The 24,400-nt window shown below is 34.9% G+C and carries 15 protein-coding genes and 1 other RNA gene; 4 read left to right on the forward strand and 12 right to left on the reverse strand.

Features of this window, described 5'->3' with window-relative positions; translation table 11 throughout:
- Window positions 1-366: 366 nt before the first annotated feature.
- The 4 genes from AACL20_RS03510 to AACL20_RS03525 form a co-directional block, all read right to left on the reverse strand.
- A complete protein-coding gene (locus tag AACL20_RS03510; RefSeq protein ID WP_339051675.1) occupies window positions 367-1,209 on the reverse strand; it encodes a PhzF family phenazine biosynthesis isomerase in 843 nt (280 codons plus the stop codon).
- A complete protein-coding gene (locus AACL20_RS03515) occupies window positions 1,206-1,889 on the reverse strand; it encodes an HAD family hydrolase (protein WP_339051676.1) in 684 nt (227 codons plus the stop codon). The genes AACL20_RS03510 and AACL20_RS03515 overlap by 4 nt, the downstream gene beginning before the upstream one ends.
- 1 nt (window position 1,890) lies before the next feature.
- Window positions 1,891-3,999, reverse strand: coding sequence for a heavy metal translocating P-type ATPase (locus AACL20_RS03520; protein ID WP_339051677.1), 2,109 nt, complete (start codon window positions 3,997-3,999; stop codon window positions 1,891-1,893).
- 1,426 nt (window positions 4,000-5,425) lie between these two features.
- On the reverse strand, window positions 5,426-6,499 hold the full coding sequence (locus AACL20_RS03525; RefSeq protein ID WP_339051678.1) for a hypothetical protein: 1,074 nt from the start codon (window positions 6,497-6,499) through the stop codon (window positions 5,426-5,428).
- A 1,126-nt stretch (window positions 6,500-7,625) separates the two neighbouring features.
- On the opposite strand from AACL20_RS03525, the gene AACL20_RS03530 reads away from it, so the two are divergent.
- Window positions 7,626-8,699, forward strand: a complete 1,074-nt coding sequence (locus tag AACL20_RS03530) for a TAXI family TRAP transporter solute-binding subunit (protein ID WP_339051679.1) — start codon at window positions 7,626-7,628, stop codon at window positions 8,697-8,699.
- A 331-nt stretch (window positions 8,700-9,030) separates the two neighbouring features.
- Here the strand turns inward: AACL20_RS03530 and ssrA are convergent.
- From ssrA to murA, 4 genes are all read right to left on the reverse strand, one after another.
- Window positions 9,031-9,521: a transfer-messenger RNA gene (gene ssrA / locus AACL20_RS03535) on the reverse strand.
- Window positions 9,522-9,524: 3 nt separating this feature from the next.
- Window positions 9,525-11,330, reverse strand: a complete 1,806-nt coding sequence (lepA, locus tag AACL20_RS03540) for a translation elongation factor 4 (RefSeq protein ID WP_339051680.1) — start codon at window positions 11,328-11,330, stop codon at window positions 9,525-9,527.
- 371 nt (window positions 11,331-11,701) lie between these two features.
- Window positions 11,702-12,824, reverse strand: a protein-coding gene (gene prfB, locus AACL20_RS03545) for a peptide chain release factor 2 (RefSeq protein ID WP_339051681.1) whose coding sequence is annotated in 2 segments (ribosomal slippage) — window positions 11,702-12,751 and window positions 12,753-12,824 — 1,122 coding nt in all. Because the reading frame shifts where the segments join, the coding sequence is not laid out codon by codon here.
- A 271-nt stretch (window positions 12,825-13,095) separates the two neighbouring features.
- Window positions 13,096-14,421: a UDP-N-acetylglucosamine 1-carboxyvinyltransferase gene (gene murA / locus AACL20_RS03550; protein WP_339051682.1), complete on the reverse strand. Its 1,326-nt coding sequence runs from the start codon at window positions 14,419-14,421 to the stop codon at window positions 13,096-13,098.
- A 1,896-nt stretch (window positions 14,422-16,317) separates the two neighbouring features.
- On the opposite strand from murA, the gene rho reads away from it, so the two are divergent.
- The 3 genes from rho to AACL20_RS03565 all read left to right on the forward strand — a co-directional run bounded on the left by rho (window position 16,318) and on the right by AACL20_RS03565 (window position 20,830).
- The gene (rho, locus tag AACL20_RS03555) at window positions 16,318-17,769 is read left to right on the forward strand and encodes a transcription termination factor Rho (protein ID WP_410519936.1); all 1,452 of its coding nucleotides are present in this window, start codon (window positions 16,318-16,320) and stop codon (window positions 17,767-17,769) included.
- Between the two features lie 18 nt (window positions 17,770-17,787).
- Window positions 17,788-18,507, forward strand: a complete 720-nt coding sequence (locus AACL20_RS03560) for a gamma-glutamyl-gamma-aminobutyrate hydrolase family protein (RefSeq protein WP_339051683.1) — start codon at window positions 17,788-17,790, stop codon at window positions 18,505-18,507.
- Between the two features lie 247 nt (window positions 18,508-18,754).
- Window positions 18,755-20,830: an ATP-dependent DNA helicase RecG gene (locus AACL20_RS03565; RefSeq protein ID WP_339051684.1), complete on the forward strand. Its 2,076-nt coding sequence runs from the start codon at window positions 18,755-18,757 to the stop codon at window positions 20,828-20,830.
- A 387-nt stretch (window positions 20,831-21,217) separates the two neighbouring features.
- Here the strand turns inward: AACL20_RS03565 and AACL20_RS03570 are convergent, their stop codons facing one another.
- From AACL20_RS03570 to AACL20_RS03585, 4 genes are all read right to left on the reverse strand, one after another.
- Complete coding sequence (locus AACL20_RS03570) at window positions 21,218-22,003, reverse strand: AEC family transporter (RefSeq protein WP_339051685.1); 786 nt, start codon at window positions 22,001-22,003, stop codon at window positions 21,218-21,220.
- A gap of 536 nt (window positions 22,004-22,539) precedes the next feature.
- Window positions 22,540-22,956 (reverse strand): hypothetical protein, encoded by a 417-nt coding sequence (locus tag AACL20_RS03575; RefSeq protein WP_339051686.1) that lies wholly within the window; start codon window positions 22,954-22,956, stop codon window positions 22,540-22,542.
- A gap of 139 nt (window positions 22,957-23,095) precedes the next feature.
- The gene (locus AACL20_RS03580; RefSeq protein WP_339051687.1) at window positions 23,096-23,512 is read right to left on the reverse strand and encodes a hypothetical protein; all 417 of its coding nucleotides are present in this window, start codon (window positions 23,510-23,512) and stop codon (window positions 23,096-23,098) included.
- Window positions 23,513-23,655: 143 nt separating this feature from the next.
- Window positions 23,656-24,393, reverse strand: coding sequence for a sugar phosphate nucleotidyltransferase (locus tag AACL20_RS03585; protein WP_339051688.1), 738 nt, complete (start codon window positions 24,391-24,393; stop codon window positions 23,656-23,658).
- Window positions 24,394-24,400 lie beyond the last annotated feature (7 nt).

The raw sequence follows: 24,400 nt of genomic DNA on the forward strand, positions 1-24,400 counted from the left end.
GTTAGATATTGCGCAAGTTATATATGAAAATATAAGATATATACAAAGTTTTTATGTATACACTATCTCGCATTCCTTCTAGCTCATAGCTTCGTATCAAAATTCGAAATGCCAATTCTTTATTTACCTGCTGTATGGTACTGCCGGCAAAGTCATGGTGTAGGTCTTTTTAGCTGAATTTTCAAGTATTACTTCGTTAATTTTTTGCAAATATATAAAAGTGCAAGGTGCAGAAATTAACTAGTACTTAAAAAAATCATGCCATCAAAATCCGCGTGTGTGCACTTTGCAGGTAGGATCATTAAAGCTCTTTGATCGGCTGCAAAATTTGCCATATATTTGTGTTATTAATTAGTAACTAGTGTATTATAGAGTTGCAATGTGATTATCAGTACGCTGAAGATATTCGACTAAAAAAACAGTTACTGCGTATCCTGATATCATGACTCTATCATTTACGACGTTTGAGTATACTACGCCACCACGCTTAGATAATGCACGAGATATAAAGAACTCTTTATTCATAATGCCAGACCAATAAGGTGTAAGCCTGCAGTGTGCAGAACCGCAAACATCATCTTCATCTATATCAACCTTTGGTGCAAAATACCTAAAGACAAAATCACAATCATAGAAAAGTGGCCTTGCAATAGATGTAACAACTAAAGCTCTACACTGTTCTTTTGAAAGAAGCGTGAAGTTAGGTTTTAAATCTTGCACTACACTTGGATCTGTAAAACGCATTACTACACAATTCTCATCACAAAGGAATTCAATTGGACGAATACCGCCTACAATTTCGTTAAAACGTAAGCACATGGTATGATCTGTAATGCTATTCAGTTTATAGGACGGAAAGTTTAGTGTTATAAGACCATTAAAATCTTTAATAGCTGAAAGAGGACCAGAAATACTATCAAACTTTATGTATATCCCTTTTTCTTCTATACCAAGCTCTGTTAAAATATGCATAGCCGCAACTGTAGCATGACCACAAATAGGTGCTTCTGAATTTGGTGTGAACCATCTGATGCTATAATGCTGCTTATTCAAATGCTTAACAAAAGCAATTTCAGAGATTCGAAATTCGGATGCTATAGATTGCATTAGCTTATCGTCTAAATCACATCCCTGTTCCAATATACAAACACCGGCAGGATTGCCAGAAAAACGCGTTTTAGTAAAAGCGTCTACTATCCAAATCTTCATTTAGCCATATTATGCAATAAAATTAACTCTTTGTGATCTGCAACATATAGATAAGGAACCATAGCATTATCTACATCTTTTTGTGTGTTTGGATCACCAAATAGCACAAACTGTGCAGATATAGAATGCGCACATTTTGCGTCTACGATACTATCTCCAACAAACCAAACTTTCTCAGGAGATGAAAAACTAAAAGCAGAAAGTGCAAGTTGTGCTGGATCTGGCCATGGCTTATCACGTTTTGCATCAGAAGCTCCAACAATACCGGTAAAATATTTTTCCCACCCAAGACGTTTGACTTCATCTCTTAGGACGTTGCCGTTTTTGTTGCTGACAACAAGCATAGTCAAATCTTCGGATTGCATATGTTTTAAGGCATCCTCAGCGTGTTCCATGACTTCTATGTTTGAAAGATCAACATTACTCAAATGATTATAATATAAATCGCGCGCTTTTTTCCAATCATCACCAAATATCATTGGAAAAGCTTCATTTAATGAGTAGTGTCTATAATATTCACGCGCTGCTCTAACGCTATCTGATGAGTTTAAATCTCTCATTACTTTTTCAAAAAGTATCTGGTATATGTTTCCAGACTTTATCAAAGTATCATCCCAGTCAAAAATCACTATCTCAGGTTTTGTAGCATCAATGTTGGATAATTTGAATTGTTGAATCATTTTAATCTTTCTTGATAAAGAGTGAGTTAATCTTCATAGAATTCAGTACAACTACTATTGAAGACGTAGACATCGCAACCGATGCTATGACTGGAGTGATCAATCCGCACATAGCAATTGGTACAGTGATAATATTATATAAAAATGCAACAAAAAAGTTTTGTTTTACCACTATAGATGAATATCTAGAAATCATCAAGTTTTCAATCACAGCGTATAAATCTTTTTGAAATATTATATCTGCACTATTTTGTGCTATTCCAATGGCTGAAGCTGGGGACATAGAGATATCAGCGGCACTCAGTGCGGCTGCATCATTTAGTCCATCACCAACCATAAGTATATTTCCTCCGAACTTTTGTATATTTCTGATAAATTCATATTTTTGACTAGGTGTTTTGCAAGAGAAATACTCTAGTATATTAGTTGCATCTGCAACTTTTTTTACAGTATTTGTTCTATCTCCAGATAGTATAATCAATCTTAACTTCAGTTTTTTTAGTTTTGTGATCACATCTACTGCTTCTGGTCTTAGTTCATCTTCAAATGTCAATCTTATAGGATCTGAGTTTTCACTTGCGAACCAGGTTTCCATTTTATCATCATCGAGTCCAATATCATGTTCTACACCGCACCAGCTTCTGTTTCCAAGCTTGTAAGATTTATTATTGTATTTGGCAAGCAACCCAAGTCCTTTTTCCTCCTTTACATTTATATCTAAAATGTCACCTTTATATTGTTCTCTAATCGCAATACATATCGGGTGCTTACTCTTGGTGGCGATTGATGCTATAATTTTCAAGGTTTCATCATGTATGTTATGTGCATGCATACGCACTATGCCTTTAGTCAATGTGCCGGTCTTGTCAAAAATGATAGTGTTTACTTGATCAAATTTTTCTAAAGCATCGTGAGATTTTATGAATGATCCAAGCTTCATCAGTTTTAGATTAGAGATAACATGTGCAATTGGAACCGCAAGTGCAAGTGCGCAAGGACATGTAACTATTAGAACAGAAACTCCATAGAGAATAGCATTTGTAATGGATATTTCTATTATAAATGCCCAGAAGAAGATAGTTATAGCAGAAAGCATAAGAATTATAGGAACATAAAACTCTGTTATTTTGTCTGCAACCCTAACATATTTTGCTTTGCTGCGCTCTGCAGTTTCAATGAGTTTGATGATATCACTCAAGATTGTTTGATCGCTTAATTTTTCTATTCTAATTTTGATGGTATTGCCAATGTTTATACTGCCTGCATATATCATTTCGCCAAGTGATATATCTTTTGGTACTGTTTCTCCTGTGATAATGCTTCCATCTATGGATGCAAATTCATCAATTAATTTCCCATCAATAGGTACTCTTTCTCCACTCTCTACTATTGCGACCTGACCCAGCTTTGCGTCTTTAACCCTAATTATCTCAAGTTGATTTCCATTTTCTATAGTAACATACTGTGGTTGACTGAGTAACATTTGTCTAGCTGCAGCTCTTGCTCTATTTCTTACCTTTAAATCTAGATATCGTCCTATCAATAGAACAAACGCAAGGCTAATTGCAGCATCATAATATGTGTAATCTCTCATTAATATTGTTTCTTGAATACTAACTAATGTTGTACCAATTATGCCGATAGATATTGGTATATTCATATCACTGCGCCAGTTTCTAATAGCGCGCCATGCGGGATAAAAAAACGGCTTGCATGAATATATAATCGCAGGGATACTGATTGCTGCTATTACAACATGTAGTACATACCTTGTGTACTTTGGCATTGTTCCGTAATAATGGCTTATCCATATTACCATTGCTACCATCATTGCTTGTGCTGCTGCAATGCCTGAGATAAACAAGCGCTTTAGTAAATCTTTCTCTTCTCTGAGAGAATTTGCAATCATCTCAGATACTTCAAATGGAACTGCTCTATAACCAAGTTTTTCTATAATGGATATGATATCATTAATTTTTTTAGCGTCTCCCTTCCACTCCAAGCTTAGTCTATTGGTTGTCATATTAAGTCTAGCAGAGTTTACATATCCTTGTGCATTTAGGCTAGATTCTATTAACCAAACACATGCTCCACAATAAACCCCTTCCACCGACAGTACAATATTGTTCCACCCGGACTTTTCATCTTTAGAGACACTTGCTACATAATTTATATTATTTTGGATGGCGTCATTAACGCGTATTGGATTTGTATTATAAATATTTTTGCAGTATTTATAGTAGTCACTCAAATCGAGCGATTTTATTAAATTGTGAGCTACTTTGCATCCAATGCAACAAAAATTACCTAGATCTGACAATACGAAAAAAGTTTCATTGCAGTGCATGCATTTATAAGACATAAGAACCGGAAACTATATATAATAAGTGGAGCAAAAGACGAGATTAATTTGGTACTGTGATTATCTTTAATTGAGCATTTTATATTTAATATAGATGAAGATCAATGAAAGGAAACATTATATCAATTCAAGATGATGATTGTATATATACTTGTAATACTTTTCAAAATTGGCGTAGTCAGATAGCTTGTTATGTATTGATTCCTATACACTTGCCTTGCATTTTTCCTAACTCTTTTTGGAGTCTAACTTCGTATTTACATATTAAATACCAACTCTTTATTTACCTGCGGTATAGTCAAAATGCTACTTGTGTATTTTGTAAGGCGCTGCCTTAAGTAAGTGCACGCGCACTGATTTTGAATGCATGATTTTTTTAGAACACAAATTATGGATTAGCAATATGGTTGGTATTCTCGTCAGATGTATGCTTGTACCTTTCTGAGATTGTTCTGTTATTCATCTCTTTTTTACACTTGCTGCTAAAATCATCGATGAAATAAAATAAATTTGTTATATCTTGTTTCGTTGGTAAGTCTCGATTGTGATTTCAAACTTATCTTTATCTAGTACGCGCGCAAAAAGTCTCGGAACAAAAGCATGAAATGCTGCTTGGAGCGCTAAAATAGCGCTTTAAATCCGTAAGGAAATGTTATAATAAACGCAAAAATCTTACGGATTTTGTGAAAGCAGTGTTTGCTTAGGCACATGAGTAATAATATATCCAAAAATTAGCGCGGTGCTAAGTTCTGTGCTAATTTTTGTACATTTAACTTCTCTATAAAAATTTATTTGCTTGCGCAAAATCAATTTTTGGCGGATGGTGCATTCTAATTTGAAGTGCGACAATCTATCGTGCAGCCCGGAGAATATCTTCTCTAGGCTTTCTGAAATTAAGAATTTTCCTTGGTGTATTATTAAGATTTTTGCAAATCAGGCCAAAGTCATTTGCGCAAGTGACTGGTGAAGCAGTGCGCATATCAGAAAATTAGGGCCACGCCGCGCATAAAGGCTAATTTTTGTACATTTAACTTTCCGCAAAAATTTATTTGCATAGCAAATAGATTTTTGACGGACAGACTATAAAATTATATGACAAAACCACAAACGTTCAAATATGTTGTTTCTAACAATGTATGTACTTTGCTGTTTGTTCATTTAGCAGTTGCATTTATCATTGATTAAGATGATTCCAATATTCATCCTTCTTGACTATATAATAGCTAGGATTTGCATTGCTAGCTACATGCATCTCTGTGATTCCAAGCCCTTTCATAATTGCATGCAGTAGAAAAAACATAGCTTGAGTTGTTTTCATATATTCTACTTTTCTTTTAGGATATAAACTAGCAACCTTGTCAAATGACATACCACAGATTTCTTGATTTATTTTCTCTAGATCCTTCAGCTTCACAGGGCTTGCAAGAGCAAATTCAACATTTAAACCAGAAACTATACCGCCACCAACTCCATAAGCTTTCATTTCAGGGTTATTCTTGATCAAAGACATTATCGCTTTATCTTCAGAGAGAGTTTTTCTTACTTTATTATCATAAAACTTATAAATATCATTTAGAGAAGAGCATTCAATCATAGACGCTTTCTTTTGTGGAAACCGTACTTTCATTTCCTGTGTTAAAATTTCAGTTCCTATATTCCCTTTATATATCAAATTTCGCTTCGTTTTTGGATCTACTGTTGTGATTTGATAACTACCACCTCCTATATCAATTAGCAGGATATTTGGATCATCAATTGTAATTTCTCCTTTTTGCAATAATATTTCTTGTGTTACTACATATGCAATCTTAGCTTCTTCTTCCTGCGATATAGCATATATATGAACATCTGTAGAATCTTCTATCTCTTTCAAAACTTCGCTAGTATTTGAAGCTTTACGAGCCCAAGCAGTCGCAAAACCAGTGCATTTACTAGATTTACAGTCTACTTGATTCAGTTTCTTCATCTCATTGATCGTTGCTATGCCCTTCTTAATACAATCTTCATCAATTTTCTTATCTGGAGATATAGAAACACAGACTTGATATGCCATTTTTTTGGACAGATGTTCCACTTCCTTTATAATATTTCCCTGACATTTGTTAAATAAATAAGTAGTCATTCTAGAAGTGCCTGAGCCAAGTTCAAAAACGTAACGTTTCTCAATGCAATCTTCAGCAAGCGTATAACCTGCATATAAAGGTATAAGAAACAAACATAACGCGACTATCTTTCGAATATTATTCATATAACTCCTTATAATTGTATTTTAAGACCTAAGAAACGATAGAAAAACACATATCAACACTTCATCTGGATACTTCAAGAATGAAGCGTGAGTAAATACTTGAAATCTCAGTATACTCGTAATTAGTGCTTTGAAATGCTTCTAATGTAACGCGAGTTGCTTATTACTTTATCATTGGCAACTAATCATAAATATAAAATCAACGATGATGAAAAAATCTATCATATATTCGTGTTACATAACAAATACCAACTCTTTCGTTTAACAAGGGTATACCTAATTTCTTTTTGAGAAAATTGAAGAACTCCTACTTCAACGTACATACTACTGTCTACATCTATAATTGCAGATAATCAACATTTATATGCCTCAAATCAGATAAGCGCTGCAAATTTTATACAATATATGATGATAATCCCGCATAAGTTGTTTGATAATTGCTTGAAGTGGTATTATTTATATATATTAATAATTAAATAGCAAAATGGCTTAGTAGCTAAGTTATGCAATATATTGAAAACATCATTATAAAAACTATGCATAACTCGAGTTGAGATTACAAAACCTTTAGTAAATTTTAAGATAATGCATCATCTAATGTTGTTGTCTAAATTATATAAAATGTATTTGTACAACTTTAGTAATGAATGACATTCCTAAAGTTTTTGAAATATAAAATTCAAACATTTTTATAGAGTAAATATGTTATAGCCGCTACTAATTGTATACTTGCTATATTTCAAAAATTAGCGCCTTCTTAAAGATCATTCGTTATGTATTGATTATAGCGTTCTTCATAGCTCTTTTTGAAGTTTAATTTCGTATATGCATAAAACTTTTCATTTCCATGGAGTATTCATAGTAGAATTTTGCTAGATATTACTCTAAAAATCAGTTTAATTGTGTCTGATTTTGATACATAAATCAAATATTATAAATTTAACAGAGATGTCATATATTTAATTATATAGCGCAGACTTAGATGCGGTAAACAATAATTAAACATAAAAGCTAATAAAATTTTTTATTGCATGAGTTTAGGAAACATTTAGAGTATATTAAGCTGAGCATTTTCAAGTTCATCTTGAAAAGAGCCTAATTCTTCATTCTAGATATACGGATGGGTATGCCAACTAAAAGAATTGCATTTTTGACGCTTATTTTCGTATCAGTTATTGGATATAAAATTGCGGTATGTGATGATCAGAAATCTGCAGAACAAAATGTTGCGCCGCAAGATGTCACAAAAACTGCTCCTTTAGCACAAAGTTTACAAAATAATCACAGGAGATTTCCTGACGACAATAACACATTGATTGATATCTCAACAGCGTTAGCTCAAGGTGTGTATTATCCGATAGGAAGTAATATATGTAGGCTTATTAATCATAACAGGAATAAATTGCATATGGATTGCAGAGCTTTGCTCAGTGCAGGATCTTTCCGTAACTTGCAACTTTTATCAAGCGGAGAGGTGAGTTTTGCAATAGCTCAATCCGACTTAACTAGAGATGCAGTGCTGGGCTCTGGTTTATTTGCAAAACTTGGTCCAAATAATAAATTGAAGCTTGTTGCAGCATTACATGAGGAACCGCTAGTGATTGTAGTACGAGCAGAAAGTGAAATAAAGTCATTAGATGATTTGGCTGGAAAGGTCGTAAATTTAGGAGAAAATATCAGTACTAACGTGAAAAATCTCACAGATTTAATCTTCAAAATCAAAGGTTGGAGCAATACTACATTCAAGCGTATTACAAATTTCAATGTGGAGGAACAGCCAGAAGCTTTGTGTAATAAGTATACAGATGTAATGCTGCTTATAGCAGGTACTCCAAATAAGATAGTGCAAAAAGTTGCAAGACTTTGTGAAGTGAGAATTATAGAAATAACAGATCCTGCCATACTTGGAGTAATTGAAAACGATGGAGTATTTATAAAAACTACTATTCCAGGTGGAGTTTATCTGGGAGTTCCAAAAGATATAGAAACTGTTGGAGTAAAAGCTGTGCTCTTAACAACTGACGCAACAAGTGAAGATTCAGTTTATAAGATAACAAAAACAATTGTGGAAAACAGTACATATCTTAAGATGATAATACAAGCGCTAGCAAATATAGAGATAGTGAGCAGTACGTTATCAATGCAAAATATAGTGCCGTTGCATGAAGGAAGTATGAAATTCTATAATGAAAATCGATAGCTTTGTTCGTGAGTTCTGAAGCTTGAAACTTGTGTAGATTGTAAATAGTCTACCAACCGGAAGTAAAAATTTTTTGAATTGAGACAAATATTAGCATGTAGATAAGATCTTTTGTTGAAGCTAAAGGCTTCAACGTGATCAAGTGGACCTTGCGAATTTTATTAAAGGAAATTCGTACTTAAGGCTTCAAGTAGTACGTTTTGCAGAAGTAAAAATCCATAAGGTTTTTTACAGTTTTGTTACTTTTTCTGCTGGACTTTCGGTTCATCATAATTGCTTGCATGCCAAGATAAATCCTGCACTTCTTAGAGCTATTACGGATAGATGATTTAAAGGGGTTTTTCTGTTGCCCGGAAAACCCCAAGAACCGCGCTTTGCGAAAATTAAGCAGCTAGAGCGAAAGCTCTGCTGTCGAAATTTTCGTTAGCAGGTGCAAAAACTTTATTTGCATTTACTTTTTTGACCCATCACAGAAGGTATCATCCTGAGTAACAATTGCTTTTTTGAATACATGTCGAAGCTGTTTCACCCCCCATAAGAATTTTACATCAAGATCATTACTTAAAATTGAAACGTAAAATAGAAAAGCAGGTCTGCACATGTAGCCAAGATGCTATGAAAGCACTGCATATACTAAATTTTCACGTAATCTAAAGCTTCTAAAAATTAACTCACTTGAATGTAAAAGCGCAAAATAAGATGGTGGAGGTGTCGGGTACCGCCCCCGAGTCCAAAATATCTATTATAAGCAACCCTCTATTACCATAGTCTTTTTGCAAAGACGAATGTATTTTAGCATATATTGCAGCATTCTTGAAGTGATTTTTATTTCCCATCCCCGACTTTCAAGACTGCAATAAATGCGCTTTGCGGTACTTCTACACGTCCTATAGAGCGCATTTTCTTTTTTCCTTTTTTTTGCTTTTCAAGCAATTTTCTTTTACGTGTCACATCTCCACCGTAACACTTGGCCGTGACATCTTTTCTCATTGCGCTTATGGTTTCTCTTGCAATTATTTTACCACCGATTGCAGCTTGTATCGGGATTGAAAACATATGCCTTGGAATTAAATCTTTCAGTCTCAAGCAAATTTCACGACCTCTAGTTTCTGCACGGCTTTTATGTAGTATCAATGACAGCGCATCAACCACTTCTTCATTAATCAGTATACTCATTTTTATTAACTCGCCTCTTAAGTGTTTACTGATTTCCCAATCAAAGCTTGCATAACCTCTAGAGCAGGATTTCAATCTATCATAAAAATCATAAACAATTTCATTAAGTGGTAATTCATATACCACCATCACTCTATTTCCTACATATGTTATATTGTCTTGTACTCCACGTTTTTCTATACAAAGTGCAAGTACGGAACCCAAATATTCTTCTGGCACCATAATAGTAGCTTTTACCCAAGGCTCTTCTATATAATCTATATGTGTTGGATCTGGCATATCTACTGCATTATGCACGTGAACTATTTGTCCTGACCTAAGGTGTACATGATAGATTACGCTTGGAGCTGTTGTGATTATGTCAAGATCGAACTCTCTTTCAAGGCGTTCTTGTATAATTTCAAGGTGTAATAATCCAAGAAATCCGCACCTGAAGCCGAAACCAAGCGCACCTGAGCTTTCCATTTCAAATTGAAAACTTGCATCATTCAGCTTTAACTTAGCTAGACTATCTCGAAGAATTGGAAATTGGCCTGCATCTGTTGGATATAAACTGCAAAATACTACAGGCTGACTCTCTTTAAACCCAGGTAATGGCGCATTGCATGGATTTTTTTCATCTGTAATTGTATCTCCTACATGACAATCTGCAACTTCTCTAATCCCAGCAGTTATAAATCCAACTTCTCCAGCAACAAGTTGTTCTATCATCACCTTCTTTGGAGTGAATATACCAACACTCTCCACATTATAGGATGCGCCAGCAGCCATCATTTTGATTTTTGCACCTTTTTTTAAGACGCCATCTATAATTCTCACCAATATCACTACGCCAAGATACTGATCATACCAACTGTCGACAAGCATAGCTTTTAGTTGCGAGTCAGAAGAAGTACTAGGAGCAGGCAAAAATCGCACTATTGCTTCAAGTAGCTCAGGGATGCCCAAGCCAGTTTTTGCAGAGATTGGAATTGCGTTGGAAGTATCTAAACCTATCACATCTTCAATCTGTGATTTCACTCTATCAACGTCAGCTGCAGGTAGATCTACTTTATTGAGTGCAACTATGATTTCGTGATTGTTCTCTATAGCCTTATAGACATTGGCTAGTGTTTGTGCTTCAACACCCTGGCTTGCGTCTACAACTAAGATGGAACCTTCGCAAGCAGCAAGTGATCTGCTAACCTCATATGAGAAGTCTACATGTCCAGGTGTATCTATTAGATTTAGAATATACTGCGCTCCGTCTTGAGCTTTATATTGCAATCTAACAGTTTGAGCTTTAATAGTGATTCCTCTTTCTTGCTCAATTTCCATAGAATCTAGGACTTGAGCTGTCATTTCTCTGCTTTGAAGTCCGCCACATGTTTCAATTAGACGGTCTGCAAGTGTAGATTTGCCATGATCAATATGAGCAACTATAGAGAAATTCCTAATGTTATCGATCTTTTTCATTATATTATTCTATTCTAAGCAAGCGTATAACGCTTATAAAATCTAGTGTATATCTATCATCAAAGATAGTTATTTGTATCAAAGACGATTAGTTAGTCTGTCCGTTAAAAATTTATTTGCCGCGCAAATAAATTTTTGCGAAAAATTAAATGTACAAAATTTAGCTTAGTAGCAGCTCTGCGCTAATTTTCGTATATTGCACTTAAGGCAAAGCAACTTGCGTAGACCTTTTTGGCATGATTTTCAAGTATTATTTCGTTACTTTCTTCGCAAATATATATAAATATTTGACTCAGAAATTAACTGGTACTCTAAAAAATCATGCTCTTTCAAATCCTACACACAAACACTCATGAATGCAGTAACTATAGCTAATGCTCGGGATTGCTGTTATATTTCACAAAATCCCTCATAGTATGATATATAAAGTTATCGATTTTCCCATCCAATACTGCGTCTGTGTCACCTTCTTGATAAGATGTTCTGCTATCTTTTACCATTTTGTAAGGGTGCAGTACATATGATCTAATCTGATGTCCCCAGCCTATTTCAGTTTTGCTTTTATTTTGTTGATTTAATTTTTCTTCTTTAATTCGAAGCTCCAGTTCATATAGCCGTGATTTCAACATTGCCATACATTCTTCTTTGTTTCTATGTTGAGATCTGTTGTTTTGGCATTGTACTACTATCCCAGTTGGAATATGCGTAATTCTAACTGCACTGTCTGTAGTATTGACATGCTGTCCACCTGCGCCAGAAGAACGATATGTGTCTATTCTAAGATCAGTTTCGTTGATAGCGACTTCTATATTGTCATCAACTACCGGGTATACATGTACGCTGGCAAAGCTAGTATGACGCTTTCCAGCACTATTAAAAGGCGATATCCTAACAAGGCGGTGTACGCCACTCTCTGTTTTCAACCAGCCGTATGCATTTTCGCCTTCTATTTTTATTGTTGCAGATTTAATGCCTGCACTCTCTCCTGGCATTGAATGTACTATCGACACTTTATATTTGTGCCTTTCTGCCCATCTGGAATACATTCTAAATAGCATGGAAGCCCAGTCATCACTTTCTGTCCCTCCTGCTCCGGAATGCACTTCTAAAAATGCATCATTTTGATCTGCTTCGTGAGAGAGCATGCAATCTATTTCTTTCTCGAGAACAACCTTGCTGAGATCTTGAAGCAAAGATTCAGCTTCTGATAAAAGTTGAAGGTCAGATGCTTGCTCTGCCATATCTATTAACTCTATACAAGATTTAAGATCTTGCTTGAGTGATAAAACACCTTTTATTGACTTGTCTAGATAATTTCTATCTCGCAATGTGCGCCTTGCAGATTCTTGATCATCCCAAAAACCCTGCATTTCACACTTTGCATTTATATCATCTAGTTTCTTGCAAGCATTATCCCAGTCAAAGATACCTCATCAAAAATTCCAGGGAGCGCTCTATATCTGCTTTATACTTTGCTATTTCTTGTTTCGTCATACTGGCTATAAAATAAAATGTTGATTACATGGCACTGCCCGCAAAGGCACTTGCGCAGACTTTTTTGGCCTCATTTTTAAAGTATTACTTCGCTAATTTCTTCGCAAATATATAAAAGTATTTGAAGCAGAAATTAACTAGTATTCCTGCTATTCTAAACAATCATGCCATTTAAATCCTCGCTTAAATACTGTGAAGGCAGTGCCATATTGTTTTTTCTTGTAAAAGTCTAATATCAAAGCTAAGTTTGCTGTGATATAGAAAAGCAGCTTCAAGTTGGAATACGCTCTATTTCTAGATTTGTTTTTGATAGCTTATCAATGAGGTTTCCGTATCCTCTTTCTATATGAGTTGCAGCTGTCAGAATTGTTGTTCCTTCTGCAAGAGCCGCTGCTATTAAATAAGCTAATCCTGCCCTAATATCTGGCACGTCTATAGGTTCATCTATAGACGTAAGGGGTGTTGGGCCGTGTATCAATGCGCTATGCGCATAATCACAGCCTTTGTACCTACAATCCAATGAACCAAGGCACATCTTAGTAGTCTGTGTTTTAGCTCCTAGTTTGTTTAATACTTCTAAATAACCAAATCGCTGCTCATATACGGTTTCATGTATTACAGACATGCCGTTTGCTTGCGTCAAAAGTGTTGCAAAAGGCTGCTGCCAATCGGTGGAAAATCCGGGATATACATCGGTTTCGATTGTAACTGGTGATAATGCACCTTTACTATAAAATAAGATAGTTTCGGCATCAACTAGTTGGTAACTACCGCCAATTTGGTTATAATATGAAAGAAAATTTCCTAATAGCTCAGGTCTTATGCCGCTTACTTCGATTTTTCCTCCAGAAGCGCATGCAAGAGATGCCCATGATGCCGCTTCTATACGGTCTCCTATGGCGTGAATATTAGTCTTACGTAGCTTTTTTACACCATAGATAGTGAGATTTCTGCCTGAATCCAAAAAAATCTCAGCGCCCATTGATCTTAGCATTGTAATGAGCTGTATGATTTCTGGTTCTATTGCGATATTTCTAATCACACTAGTACCTTTTGCAAGTACACCAAGAAATAAACAGGTTTCAGTTGCTCCAACAGATGGGTAGGGCAGTGTGATGTGTGTGCTGCTTAATCCATTTGGTGCATAGGCTGAATACTTGGAGCCAGTACTTTCAATGGTTGCTCCAAATTTTATTATAGCATCTATATGGAAGTCTACATTCCTCTTGCCGATCTCGTCACCTCTAACTGTTGGAACATCTGCCTGCCCAAACCTATGAAGAAGTATGCCCAAAAGCAATATAGGGATTCTATTACTCTTTGAATCGGGTAAAGTAACGATATGCGAATCAAGATTTCTGGAATCAATTTGTATCGTAGAGCTATCTTTCCAAGTTACCTCCGCTCCTATCGATTTTATGAGTAGTTCAGTTATTTCTACATCACCAATTCTTGGAATATTATTAAGCGTAACTATATCGTTACACAAAAGCGCAGCAACCATCGCTTTTGTAGCGAAGTTCTTCGCACCCATACAAGTGATTTGTCCAGATATTGGTAGTCCACCATTTATTCTGTAACTAATGTTGCTTTGCACTAACCGATCTCAAAATTTTTCTAAAAACAATGGTATTATAAATGTCATATGGTAAGTATACAAGAGAATTCTGAGTAATATGTTGCAAGTAACGTATTGATAGTTATGCTTTTATAAGCTTATTTTTAGTGTCTGCAAAACTTATCTACTTGATCTTTTTGTAAAATTCAGTAAGACTTACGTCTGTAGTACCGCGTAATGATTAGTATTGTGATTTTTCGTGTGTTCTATATCCCATGTTCTGCTGGTTGCATATGTTGTTTTTTGTTATATTTAGGAGACATGTCACTGGCCTCTTGTTTTTTAGGAGATACAAAGCTGGTTTATGACTGGTGAAAGTATAGGTATGTGTACTTTTGTTGTTCGGAGTGTGCTGCCAGTTACTACGACATAAGTGCTCAGGTTTTGTTCTTTATATGTGCTCTTGCCTTGCGCATTGTCTTTGATAAACTGATTGCTTTTGTGGTGTTTGCCGATCTTATATGTTTAACTCATTGAGTTTTACGCTCGATTTAGATTGTACATGAATTGCATGTTTTTTCGCGAGCGCCTCGCTAGATTTGTTCTATAAGTTTTATATGAATTTTCCTGTAAATGTTCAGGACTTCTAGTTTTTTGCCTGTTTCTCTTAGCTTTAAGTAATGATTGAATTCTCAAGAACTACTCAATCTGAAAGTGTGGGTCTTTGAATTTTTTGCATTGTACTTGAAAGTAGTTTTACTTTCTAATATGGATGGTGTAGTGTGCTGAAAGCTTTGGAAGTTTGGGTTAAGAGTGTATTGGGAGTGGGTGCGTAAACTTTATCGGTTAGCAAGTAAGTTCCTTGTTTTATTGTAGGTAATAAATTGTGCAACAATTTTTGAAGAATTAGATGAGCAGTCAAGGACTTTAGCTCATTGCATTGATTGTACATTTACTCACTTGTGTTAGATTTTGGACTTTATCTATTGACCTTGATTTAGGTTAGTTTATATGACGTTTGTCGTGATCTTTGCTGAGCATGAGCTTTTGCTTGTCTATATTTCTAATCTTGTTCTAGGTGTGTCTTGCTGAGTTTCTTTAAAAAATGTTTGTTAAATAAGTTGGGTATTAGGGGGATGGTTGTAAGTATCTGACTTTTTGTGTAGAGACCCATTTTTGTAGATCTGTTTAGATATGACAATTCATTTCTTTCAGAGTGTTGTCCGTAATGCTTATGGTTATACTACTTATGGTTTTTACTTTGGTGATTTAACTGCTTTTATTGGCGATAAATCATAGTGTATCCTTAGTTTTTTGTACTGTGAATTTTATGAAAGCTGTACAAAATCTAATATGATATACACTGCTTACTTTGCACAAAATTCTTTTTGTCTCTCTTTTTGTAAAAATGCTCTTGGTTTGTAACGCGGTTATTTAAACGCAGCATTAATACTTGAGTGTGTTTTCATCTCTTTGGGAGATTTTTGTGCCTTTTATTACAATATTATGAATTATTAAAATTAATAGAATTAATAGCTTATGCATACAAAAAATTGGCGTCATCCTAAAGTCCCTGTTGCTCAGATGTGCGATAATCAAGATTTATTAGAAGAGCCTAGCTTTTTAGGTTTGAATCAGGATCAGGGTGCTCAACAAATGTTTATCTCAAATATAATAAACAATAATGAAGAGGGTGAAGACATGCCAAAAGTTGAGGATCTGAGAACTACTTCTAAGAAGAGAGAAGGTTCATCACTTAAGAAAACAGGGCGTTTCCATGATTCTAGAAATAATAAGCAAACTCAAGATCTTTCAGAACAGAGTGCTTCATCTGATGTTTTAGATTCAAAGAATCAAGGAGTGCAGACAAAGCTAGGATATGATTTCGGTGAAAGTCAGCAAGATTATAGTGAAGTACAAGGATGTGAGAATAATATGAATGCGACAAATGACGCGGGTGATAAGAAAGAAACATTAGGAATTCAAAACAGCAAAATCGGTGTTTTGGATTTAACAAGGAGTAAGTCTGAGACTAGGAGATGGACAGATGCTTCAAGTAGAGCAAGTGTTGATAGAAGTAGTGCAGCATATGATGGTAACAACAATAATCAAGCACAAAAAACAATCGTTAACCTTAAGGATGTGAAAAATAAAACTCCTGAAGAGCTTTTAAATCTTGCCGAGTCTTTGAAAATAGAAAATCCCAGTTATTTGCAAAAGCATGATTTAGTTTTCGCAATTTTAAAAGTTTTAGCAGATCAAGGAGCTGTAATAGTTGGTGATGGTATGCTTGAAATACTGCAAGATGGATACGGATTTTTAAGATCTTCTGAAGCAAATTATGTACCAGGGCCAGATGATATATATGTTTCTCCAATTCAGATAAAAAAGTTTGCACTAAGAACAGGTGATACAATAATTGGTCCAATAAGAGCTCCTAAGAAAGGAGAAAGGTATTTCGCACTAACTAACATACATATATTAACTGGACTTGAAATATCAAAAAATAGACACAGAGTTCACTTTGATGATTTAACTCCAATATATCCAATGAAACAAATTAAGTTGGAAACTGATTCTCAAACCAAAGATTTAAGCTGTAGAATAATAGATATAGTCGCACCTCTTGGCAGAGGCCAAAGAGCAATTATTGTTGCGCCACCAAGAACTGGTAAGACTATTCTGATGCAAAATATATCGCATTCAATTAGTACAAATTATCCTGAAATCTCTCTGATAGTGCTTTTGATTGGTGAGCGTCCTGAGGAAGTCACAGATATGTCAAGATCAGTACGAGGTGAGGTAGTGAGTTCTACATTTGATGAGCCCTCTTATAGACATGTGCAGCTTGCTGAAATGGTAATAGAGAAAGCTAAAAGAATGGTTGAGCGTAAGAAAGATGTTGTGATATTGCTTGATTCTATCACAAGGCTTGCTAGAGCTTATAACGATGTAGTGCCGTCTTCCGGTAAGGTTTTGAGTGGTGGTGTTGATTCAAATGCACTGCAGAAGCCAAAGAGACTTTTTGGTGCTGCTAGAAATACGGAAGAGGGCGGTTCGCTGACTATTATAGCAACTGCTTTGATAGAAACAGGCTCTCGTATGGACGAAGTAATCTTTGAAGAATTCAAAGGAACTGGTAACTTAGAGATAGTGCTTGATAGAAAGATATCAGATAAGAGAATATTTCCTGCTATTGATATTACAAAATCTGGAACCAGAAAAGAAGATCTTTTAGTTGATAGATCAATACTTTCTAAAATGTGGGTTTTAAGGCGTGTGATGAATCCAATGGGAGCAACTGAATCAATAGAGTTCTTGAATGATAAATTGCGTTATCACAAAAACAATCATGATTTCTTTGAGCAAATGAATATGCAAAAATAATGAGGGAATGCTTTGCAGATGCTAAAAAGACCTTTAGTTGGTATTACAGTGGATAGTTGTAAAGGTGATCAGAATGCTTACTCTAATTATTCATATTATGCTCTGCGTGAGTTTTATTCAAATGCAGTAGTTGAATGTGGCGCTATACCGCTGATTATCCCTTATGATATTACTGCTGCTGGCGAGTATTCAATGCTGCTTGACGGGCTTGTGATCACAGGTGGAAATTTTGACATAGATCCAAAGTATTACAATCAGAATGTGACAAGTAATAGAGTTACTATAAATGAACGGCGTACAGCATTTGAATATGCAATTCTAAAAGAAATGCTTATACGGAAAAAATCTATATTTGGAATATGTGGTGGACATCAATTAATAAATGTCTTTTTTGGTGGTACCTTGATTCAGCACATACCGGATTCTGTAAAGAATTGTATAGAGCATGAACAAAAAACTCCTAAGCATCTTACAAGCCATGGAGTAAATGTTGCTAGTAACACAATTTTGAGCAATATTTTAGGCACTAATGCTTTTAAGGTAAATAGTTCTCATCACCAAGCAGTGGATAAGTTAGGGAAAGGTTTAATAGCAAGCGCTTTTGCAGAAGATTCAATAATAGAAGCAATAGAGCATGTGGAACACAAATTTTGTGTAGGAGTACAATGGCATCCAGAATTTTTGACAACAGATGAGGATAGGAAGTTATTTACTGCTTTTATATCTAGTTGTATTTAAAAGAAAACAGTAGGAATATTTTTTAGGTGCTTATACAAATCTTGGATCTTTATCTTTGCTAAGGTAAAAAGTATGTGCCAGAAGTCTCAGAAGAGGCATGAAATGATGTTTAGGGTGTCAAAATAGCGCTTACAAATACATGATTAGCATTTTTAAAGGCACAAATTTTGCAAGGTATTACGAGTATAGTTGAGTAAATTACTTAAATCCTTCATTACGCAGAGGTCTTAATAAAAAATTTTTCAGAATGAGAAAAGATATTTTAGACTTTTTAAATACGCCAGTGAGCAGCCTGCACCGAATTGGGGATTTTAGAGCTAAGCAATTCGAAAGAATAAAGTGTGTTTACTTAAAAGATTTGGTTACATACTTGCCAATAGATTTTGTGAAGAAGTTGATTTCCCCTAACTTATCTAAAATTAATAGGGAGTGCTATATTGCAACTGTAGTCAATATTGACTATTTTAGTAATAAAGCGAATAACTTATCATCTAATTTTTTTCATAATAAAACAGGTAAAAGGGTTCTTTGTATAAATTGCTCAAATGAAAGTGGTCATTTACAGCTTATATACTTTCATAATCCACCTCAAAGCATAAAAAACATTTTAAAAATAGGAAGTGACATCCTTGTTAGTGGAAAACTGACTATAAATGCTGGGAAGCTTCAAGTAGTGCATCCTGATATAGTAGATCTTCCAAAAAGAATAGAGCAAATATCGGAAGTAGAGTCTATATACAGCGCAACAAAAAACTTAAGTTCTAGAATAATAAGCTATGCTGTAAACGAAGCTCTGAATAAGATGCCAGAATTTCCAGAGTTGATACCTATAGATTTATTGAGAAGCAACAGTTGGCCTGCAATGAGAGAAGCGTTTAATCTTTTGCATCATCCTGGAAGATTAGTTATGCAACAGGATGTTGAAAAGGCAAAAGAGCGGCTTGCATTTGATGAATTACTTGTGGAACAAGCGAGACTTCAGATATGCCGCAGCAATTATTTAAAGAAATCTAAACGCACGCAAACGTTTAATAATAGAAGGGAGTTATATAGCAGGCTAAAAGAAATACTTCCATTTTCTCTCACAGATTCACAAGCAGAAGTAATAAATGAGATTTTTGAATCTCAAGAATCTGATAATAGAATGGTGAGACTTTTGCAAGGAGATGTTGGAAGTGGTAAAACGCTGGTTGCATTCTGTGCTTGTATTAATGCTATAGAAAATGGTTATCAAGCAGCTTTTGCTGCGCCTACTACAATACTTGCAAAGCAGCATTTTGAAAATCTAAAAGGTTTTGCAGAAGAACTTGGTGTAAGAATTGGGCTTTTGATAGGTGACCAGAGCATTGCGGATAAAAGAAGAAGTTATGAGATGGTGGCAAACGGTGAAATTCAACTGATTATAGGAACTCATGCGATTTTTCAGCCAAATGTAGTATTTAAAGATCTAAATCTTGTTGTGATAGATGAACAACATAGATTCGGAGTAGAGCAACGGATGAGTTTAATCAACAAGGGAGATAAATCCGATATATTGATGTTATCAGCAACTCCAATACCAAGAACCATGACACTTATTCAATATGGTGACATGGATATTTCTATATTGCGTCATAAGCCATCGAAAAGAAAGCCGATAATCACTACATTACTTTCTAAAGGAAAAATAGAACAATTGCTTAGTAGAATTTCTGAGATAATAAATCAAAATCAAAAAGTATATTGGATTTGTCCGCTTATAGAGGAATCAGAAAAGCTAGATCTTGCAAATGCTGTGAAGAGATATGAAATGCTAAGTGAAATTTTTCCTACTAGCTTAGTGCACAGCAGAGTTGCGCAGCAAGCGCAAGAAGAGATAATGCAGGATTTTAAAGATGACAATGGCAGGGCAAAAATTTTAGTTGCTACGACTGTTATAGAGGTTGGTGTTGATGTACAATCTGCGTCTGTAATAGTGATAGAAAACCCGGAGAGGTTTGGGCTTGCTCAGCTTCATCAATTAAGAGGTAGAGTAGGTAGAAATGATCTTCAGTGTTATTGTGTGTTGCTTTATGGGAATGCACTTTCTGAAGTTTCTCTTCAGCGTTTAAAGATAATAAAAAATTGTGACGACGGTTTTGAGATTGCAGAGCAAGATTTAATGCTTAGAGGTGGCGGTAGGGTATTGAGTAATCAGCAGAGTGGTTTGCCCGAATTTAAAGTTTTAAATTTGGAAAAGCACGGGCATTTTATAGAATCAGCTGTAAAACTTGCAAGAGAGCTAGTGGCTGCAGAAAGATATGAGGAAATTAATACGCTGAGTTGTTTGTTTAATAAAACGTAAGATTTAAATAGCGCGAGTTGTTAATTAATATTAAAAGCATCTAAGCTATTAATTACTGGCAATGCAGATCAATAGATCTTTCATAAAATCATCAAAAACAGTACCTTGATGCAAAAACCTTTTTCATATTTTATTTTTGTTTATTTGCAAAACCCTCAAGCAACATATAAGGCCTTAAAATCTGCCACACAGCAAGCAATTAATTCAAGCAATTAATTGGCAACTCGCGTTAAATAAGTTTATGCTTGTGAGCCTGAAAAAATTAATGAAGCTAAAGTGTTTTGTCCGCGCCAAAAGTCTCGGAACAAGCATGAAATGGTGCCACGAGTGTCAAAATAGCGCAGTGCTATATATTTAAGCTATAAGAAAAATGCTGTGCTTTAGAAATTATGTTTTGCAATGTGGAATCCAGTCATAAGCAAACCCTATGATTGATATTATATATAAAAGGCCTATCACAGTTCCTAGTAATACTGTGGTTGCAGCTTCCTCTTGATGATGATCATATAAAAGTGCAAACAATACGGTATTCAGTGCAGGCGGCATTGTGAACAGTAAAATAATCATCTTATGAATTTCATCTGGATATATATGTAATAAAAACACGTCAAGAGCTACTATTAAAAATCCTATAGCAGGAAATACTATGTATTTTGCAGAAAGAACGGAAAAAAGAAATGAAAAATCAAATTTAAGTGATTTAACTGATGATAAGCTTATGCCTAATAGTAACATTCCCATAATTATATATGCACCTTGTATATTGGTCATAGTATTCTGTATGGGCTCTGGTAACACAAGATCAAAGTAATTTAATATCAAACCAAAGCAAAAAGCGTAGATAATAGGTAGTTTGAAAATGTGGAAAAATGCTCGTATTTTGCTACACTTACCGAGCGCAAGTACATAGATTCCAACAGTGAATTCATAAAGAGCTATTCCTTGAGCACTAGCTATATATACTGCAACGACTGGATCTTCAAAAATTGAAGAAGCGATTGGAAGACCAAAGTATCCAGAGTTACAAGCTCCAGAAGCATATCCTAGTAAGCCTGCTCTCTTAGCTCCATTCTTACCCTTACATAATTTTTTTGATACAAGGAAATATATCGTGCAGACCAAAGATGATAGGCAGAATACCATAACTGGCAAAAATAGATAAACTCCGCTCATCTCGATGTTTAAGCCAGCGCGAAAGAAAATTACTGGGTTTAGGATGTAGAATAAAATCGGTAGAAGGTTTTTGGGGCTTATGTTGCTCATCTTGCCGCATATAAAGCCAAAGACAGACAATGTTAGCAAAGAAGCTGCACGTAATAAAATGTCTGCTGCGTTTAGCATATTGGTGCATGAAAATAAATGTGAGTTATATACTTAGTCATACTTTTCAAAATTAGCGCCTTTAAAAAACACTCCTGATATTTTGTAACTGCTCTGTTAACTAAGTCATTGTATAAGTCTTTTTTGCTTAATGTTTCATATTACTTTGTTAATTTTTTTGCAAATATATAAAAGTATTAGGCGCATAAATTACCTAATACTTTGAAAAATCATACTATTAAAATCCTCAAAGCATGCACTTACTTGAGCACAGCGCTACACATACGCACGCGTTCTTCTTAGCTTTTTTTGAAGTCTAACTATGTATGTATATAATAAATGTCAACTTTTCATTACACGCAGTATAAACTATTGTATCAGGTATTATGCTATATTCCAAGTTTTGCAAGCTCAACTAGTACTATACGTTCTAAATTGTTCAACGCGTCATTATCATTATGATAATGCTCTTTCAACTGATCGACCGCGTCTCGTAATAAGAGCAACTCCTGCGTACTATACTCTCCAAGTATAATATTGTTCCTATAATTCTCAAGGATAGGTGTTGCTGTCTCAAACAGTTCTTTAGCATCTATTTCATCTTGAATCAACCAAAGGTTATTACTGTTGTTTTGTGGAATGTGTATTGTAGATGTGATTTCACACTCTTCTGATTCAAGTATAACGTTTTCATGAGCACGGACTACAGCATCTGAAAATTCATCATCTTGCTTGCGTTTGGTAGAGGATTTTCCTGCACGATTAACAATCTTGCTACACCCTATAGGCAACACATGTAAAATCATATCGAATAATCCAAATTGTAGTTCGTATACTCTGTCATACTTTTCAAAATTTGTGCCTTATTAAGAATGCTCGTATGTATTGATTATACATATGATTCCTTAGTTTTTCTTAGCTCTTTTTAAAATAGAGTTAGAGATATCAAGATGCTGTTACTTGTGGAGTTAACTTAGTACGCATCGACATATAACGGCCAATTTCATCTATTTCGGTATTTTCAATTTTTTGCTGTGTCTTCTTGGCAATATTACTTAGTTTATCCAGTAAATATTCGTAGCGTTTCTGTTCAATAAAATCCTCTTTTATTAAATCCAGTTCTTTTGTTAAAGTTGCATTTAACTTCTCTATCTCGTCATTCATAAAGCACTGCCTTTTGTGCAAATGCTGATGAAAATTTGTAAAGTAAGAAACACATTGAGATGCACTGAAACTTACAGCTTGTTCATAATCAAGTTCTTGCTGCATTTTTAATAATTCTTCTTCGCATTGTGTAATTCTACTTCGAATAAAAGAAATTGTGCATTGTCTTTCATTTACACGTTTTTTAGCAATCTTCAATAGATGATTTAGCGTTTTAATTCTCGAATTCATATTGTGTTATACAATAATAATTGGAGCTCTATCTTTTTTTGCTACAGTGCTTTTACTTCATATGACTTATATCTAGAAAAAGAAAAAGTAACAAGGTAGCTTGATTTCATTTATATAGCATGTATCAGATAGTCTTCTGTAAGAGCAAGACTATCTGTGCTTCCAATGTCGCACCAAAGCACATCCTTTGGTAATACTACACCATAAAATCTGTATCTTCGATATGTTTCTATCTGAGATTGAAATAAAATGTTTGTGATAGGAAAAGTCGTAGAGCTAATATTAGCCATACATTTTTTTGAGAGTGCTGCTATACCAACGTATTTGTAGCCATTTGTCGAATTATTAGGTGCTTTAATAATATGATTGTCTTCACTGAGTAAGAAATCTGCATATTGATCTAGTGATTTGTTGATCTGACATCCAAGCGGTGCAAGTAGTAGCAGCGCATCCATTCTATCCGGATCCCATGTCTTCATGATAAGCTCTATGGCTATATTTCCGCCTTTTAATATAAGTATATCAGAATTATGCAACAAAAGTTCTGCATATGAGAAGCGGTTCATGGCATGCAATATGCCGCCGCCTGTGCCTAAAATTTTATCTTCTTCGCTAATTAGTATTCTATCATGATATTTGCTGCTTGCTAAGTGAGCACGCATCATATCTTTTAGATAATGAGTGTTTACTATAGCTTTTTTGATGCTGTTTGTTGAAAAAATTCTATCTAATACTATGTCTATAACAGCTTTTCCATTTACAGAGATTAAAGGTTTTGGTCTTGTCGCAGTGAGAGCTCCAAGACGGCTGCCAAAGCCAGCTGCAAGTACCATAGCACATTCTAACATAATACCT

Source organism: Candidatus Lariskella endosymbiont of Epinotia ramella (assembly GCF_964019805.1).
Classification (GTDB): domain Bacteria; phylum Pseudomonadota; class Alphaproteobacteria; order Rickettsiales; family Midichloriaceae; genus Lariskella.

Bases quoted from the DNA above. Each gene is read 5' to 3' on its own strand.
- AACL20_RS03570 (WP_339051685.1), bottom strand. From the start codon at position 22,003: ATGAGCGGAGTTTATCTATTTTTGCCAGTTATGGTATTCTGCCTATCA.
- AACL20_RS03585 (WP_339051688.1), bottom strand. From the start codon at position 24,393: ATGTTAGAATGTGCTATGGTACTTGCAGCTGGCTTTGGCAGCCGTCTT.
- AACL20_RS03530 (WP_339051679.1), top strand. From the start codon at position 7,626: ATGCCAACTAAAAGAATTGCATTTTTGACGCTTATTTTCGTATCAGTT.
- AACL20_RS03515 (WP_339051676.1), bottom strand. From the start codon at position 1,889: ATGATTCAACAATTCAAATTATCCAACATTGATGCTACAAAACCTGAG.
- AACL20_RS03575 (WP_339051686.1), bottom strand. From the start codon at position 22,956: ATGATTTTACATGTGTTGCCTATAGGGTGTAGCAAGATTGTTAATCGT.
- AACL20_RS03560 (WP_339051683.1), top strand. From the start codon at position 17,788: ATGCTAAAAAGACCTTTAGTTGGTATTACAGTGGATAGTTGTAAAGGT.
- AACL20_RS03525 (WP_339051678.1), bottom strand. From the start codon at position 6,499: ATGAATAATATTCGAAAGATAGTCGCGTTATGTTTGTTTCTTATACCT.
- rho (WP_410519936.1), top strand. From the start codon at position 16,318: ATGAATGCGACAAATGACGCGGGTGATAAGAAAGAAACATTAGGAATT.
- lepA (WP_339051680.1), bottom strand. From the start codon at position 11,330: ATGAAAAAGATCGATAACATTAGGAATTTCTCTATAGTTGCTCATATT.
- AACL20_RS03565 (WP_339051684.1), top strand. From the start codon at position 18,755: ATGAGAAAAGATATTTTAGACTTTTTAAATACGCCAGTGAGCAGCCTG.
- AACL20_RS03510 (WP_339051675.1), bottom strand. From the start codon at position 1,209: ATGAAGATTTGGATAGTAGACGCTTTTACTAAAACGCGTTTTTCTGGC.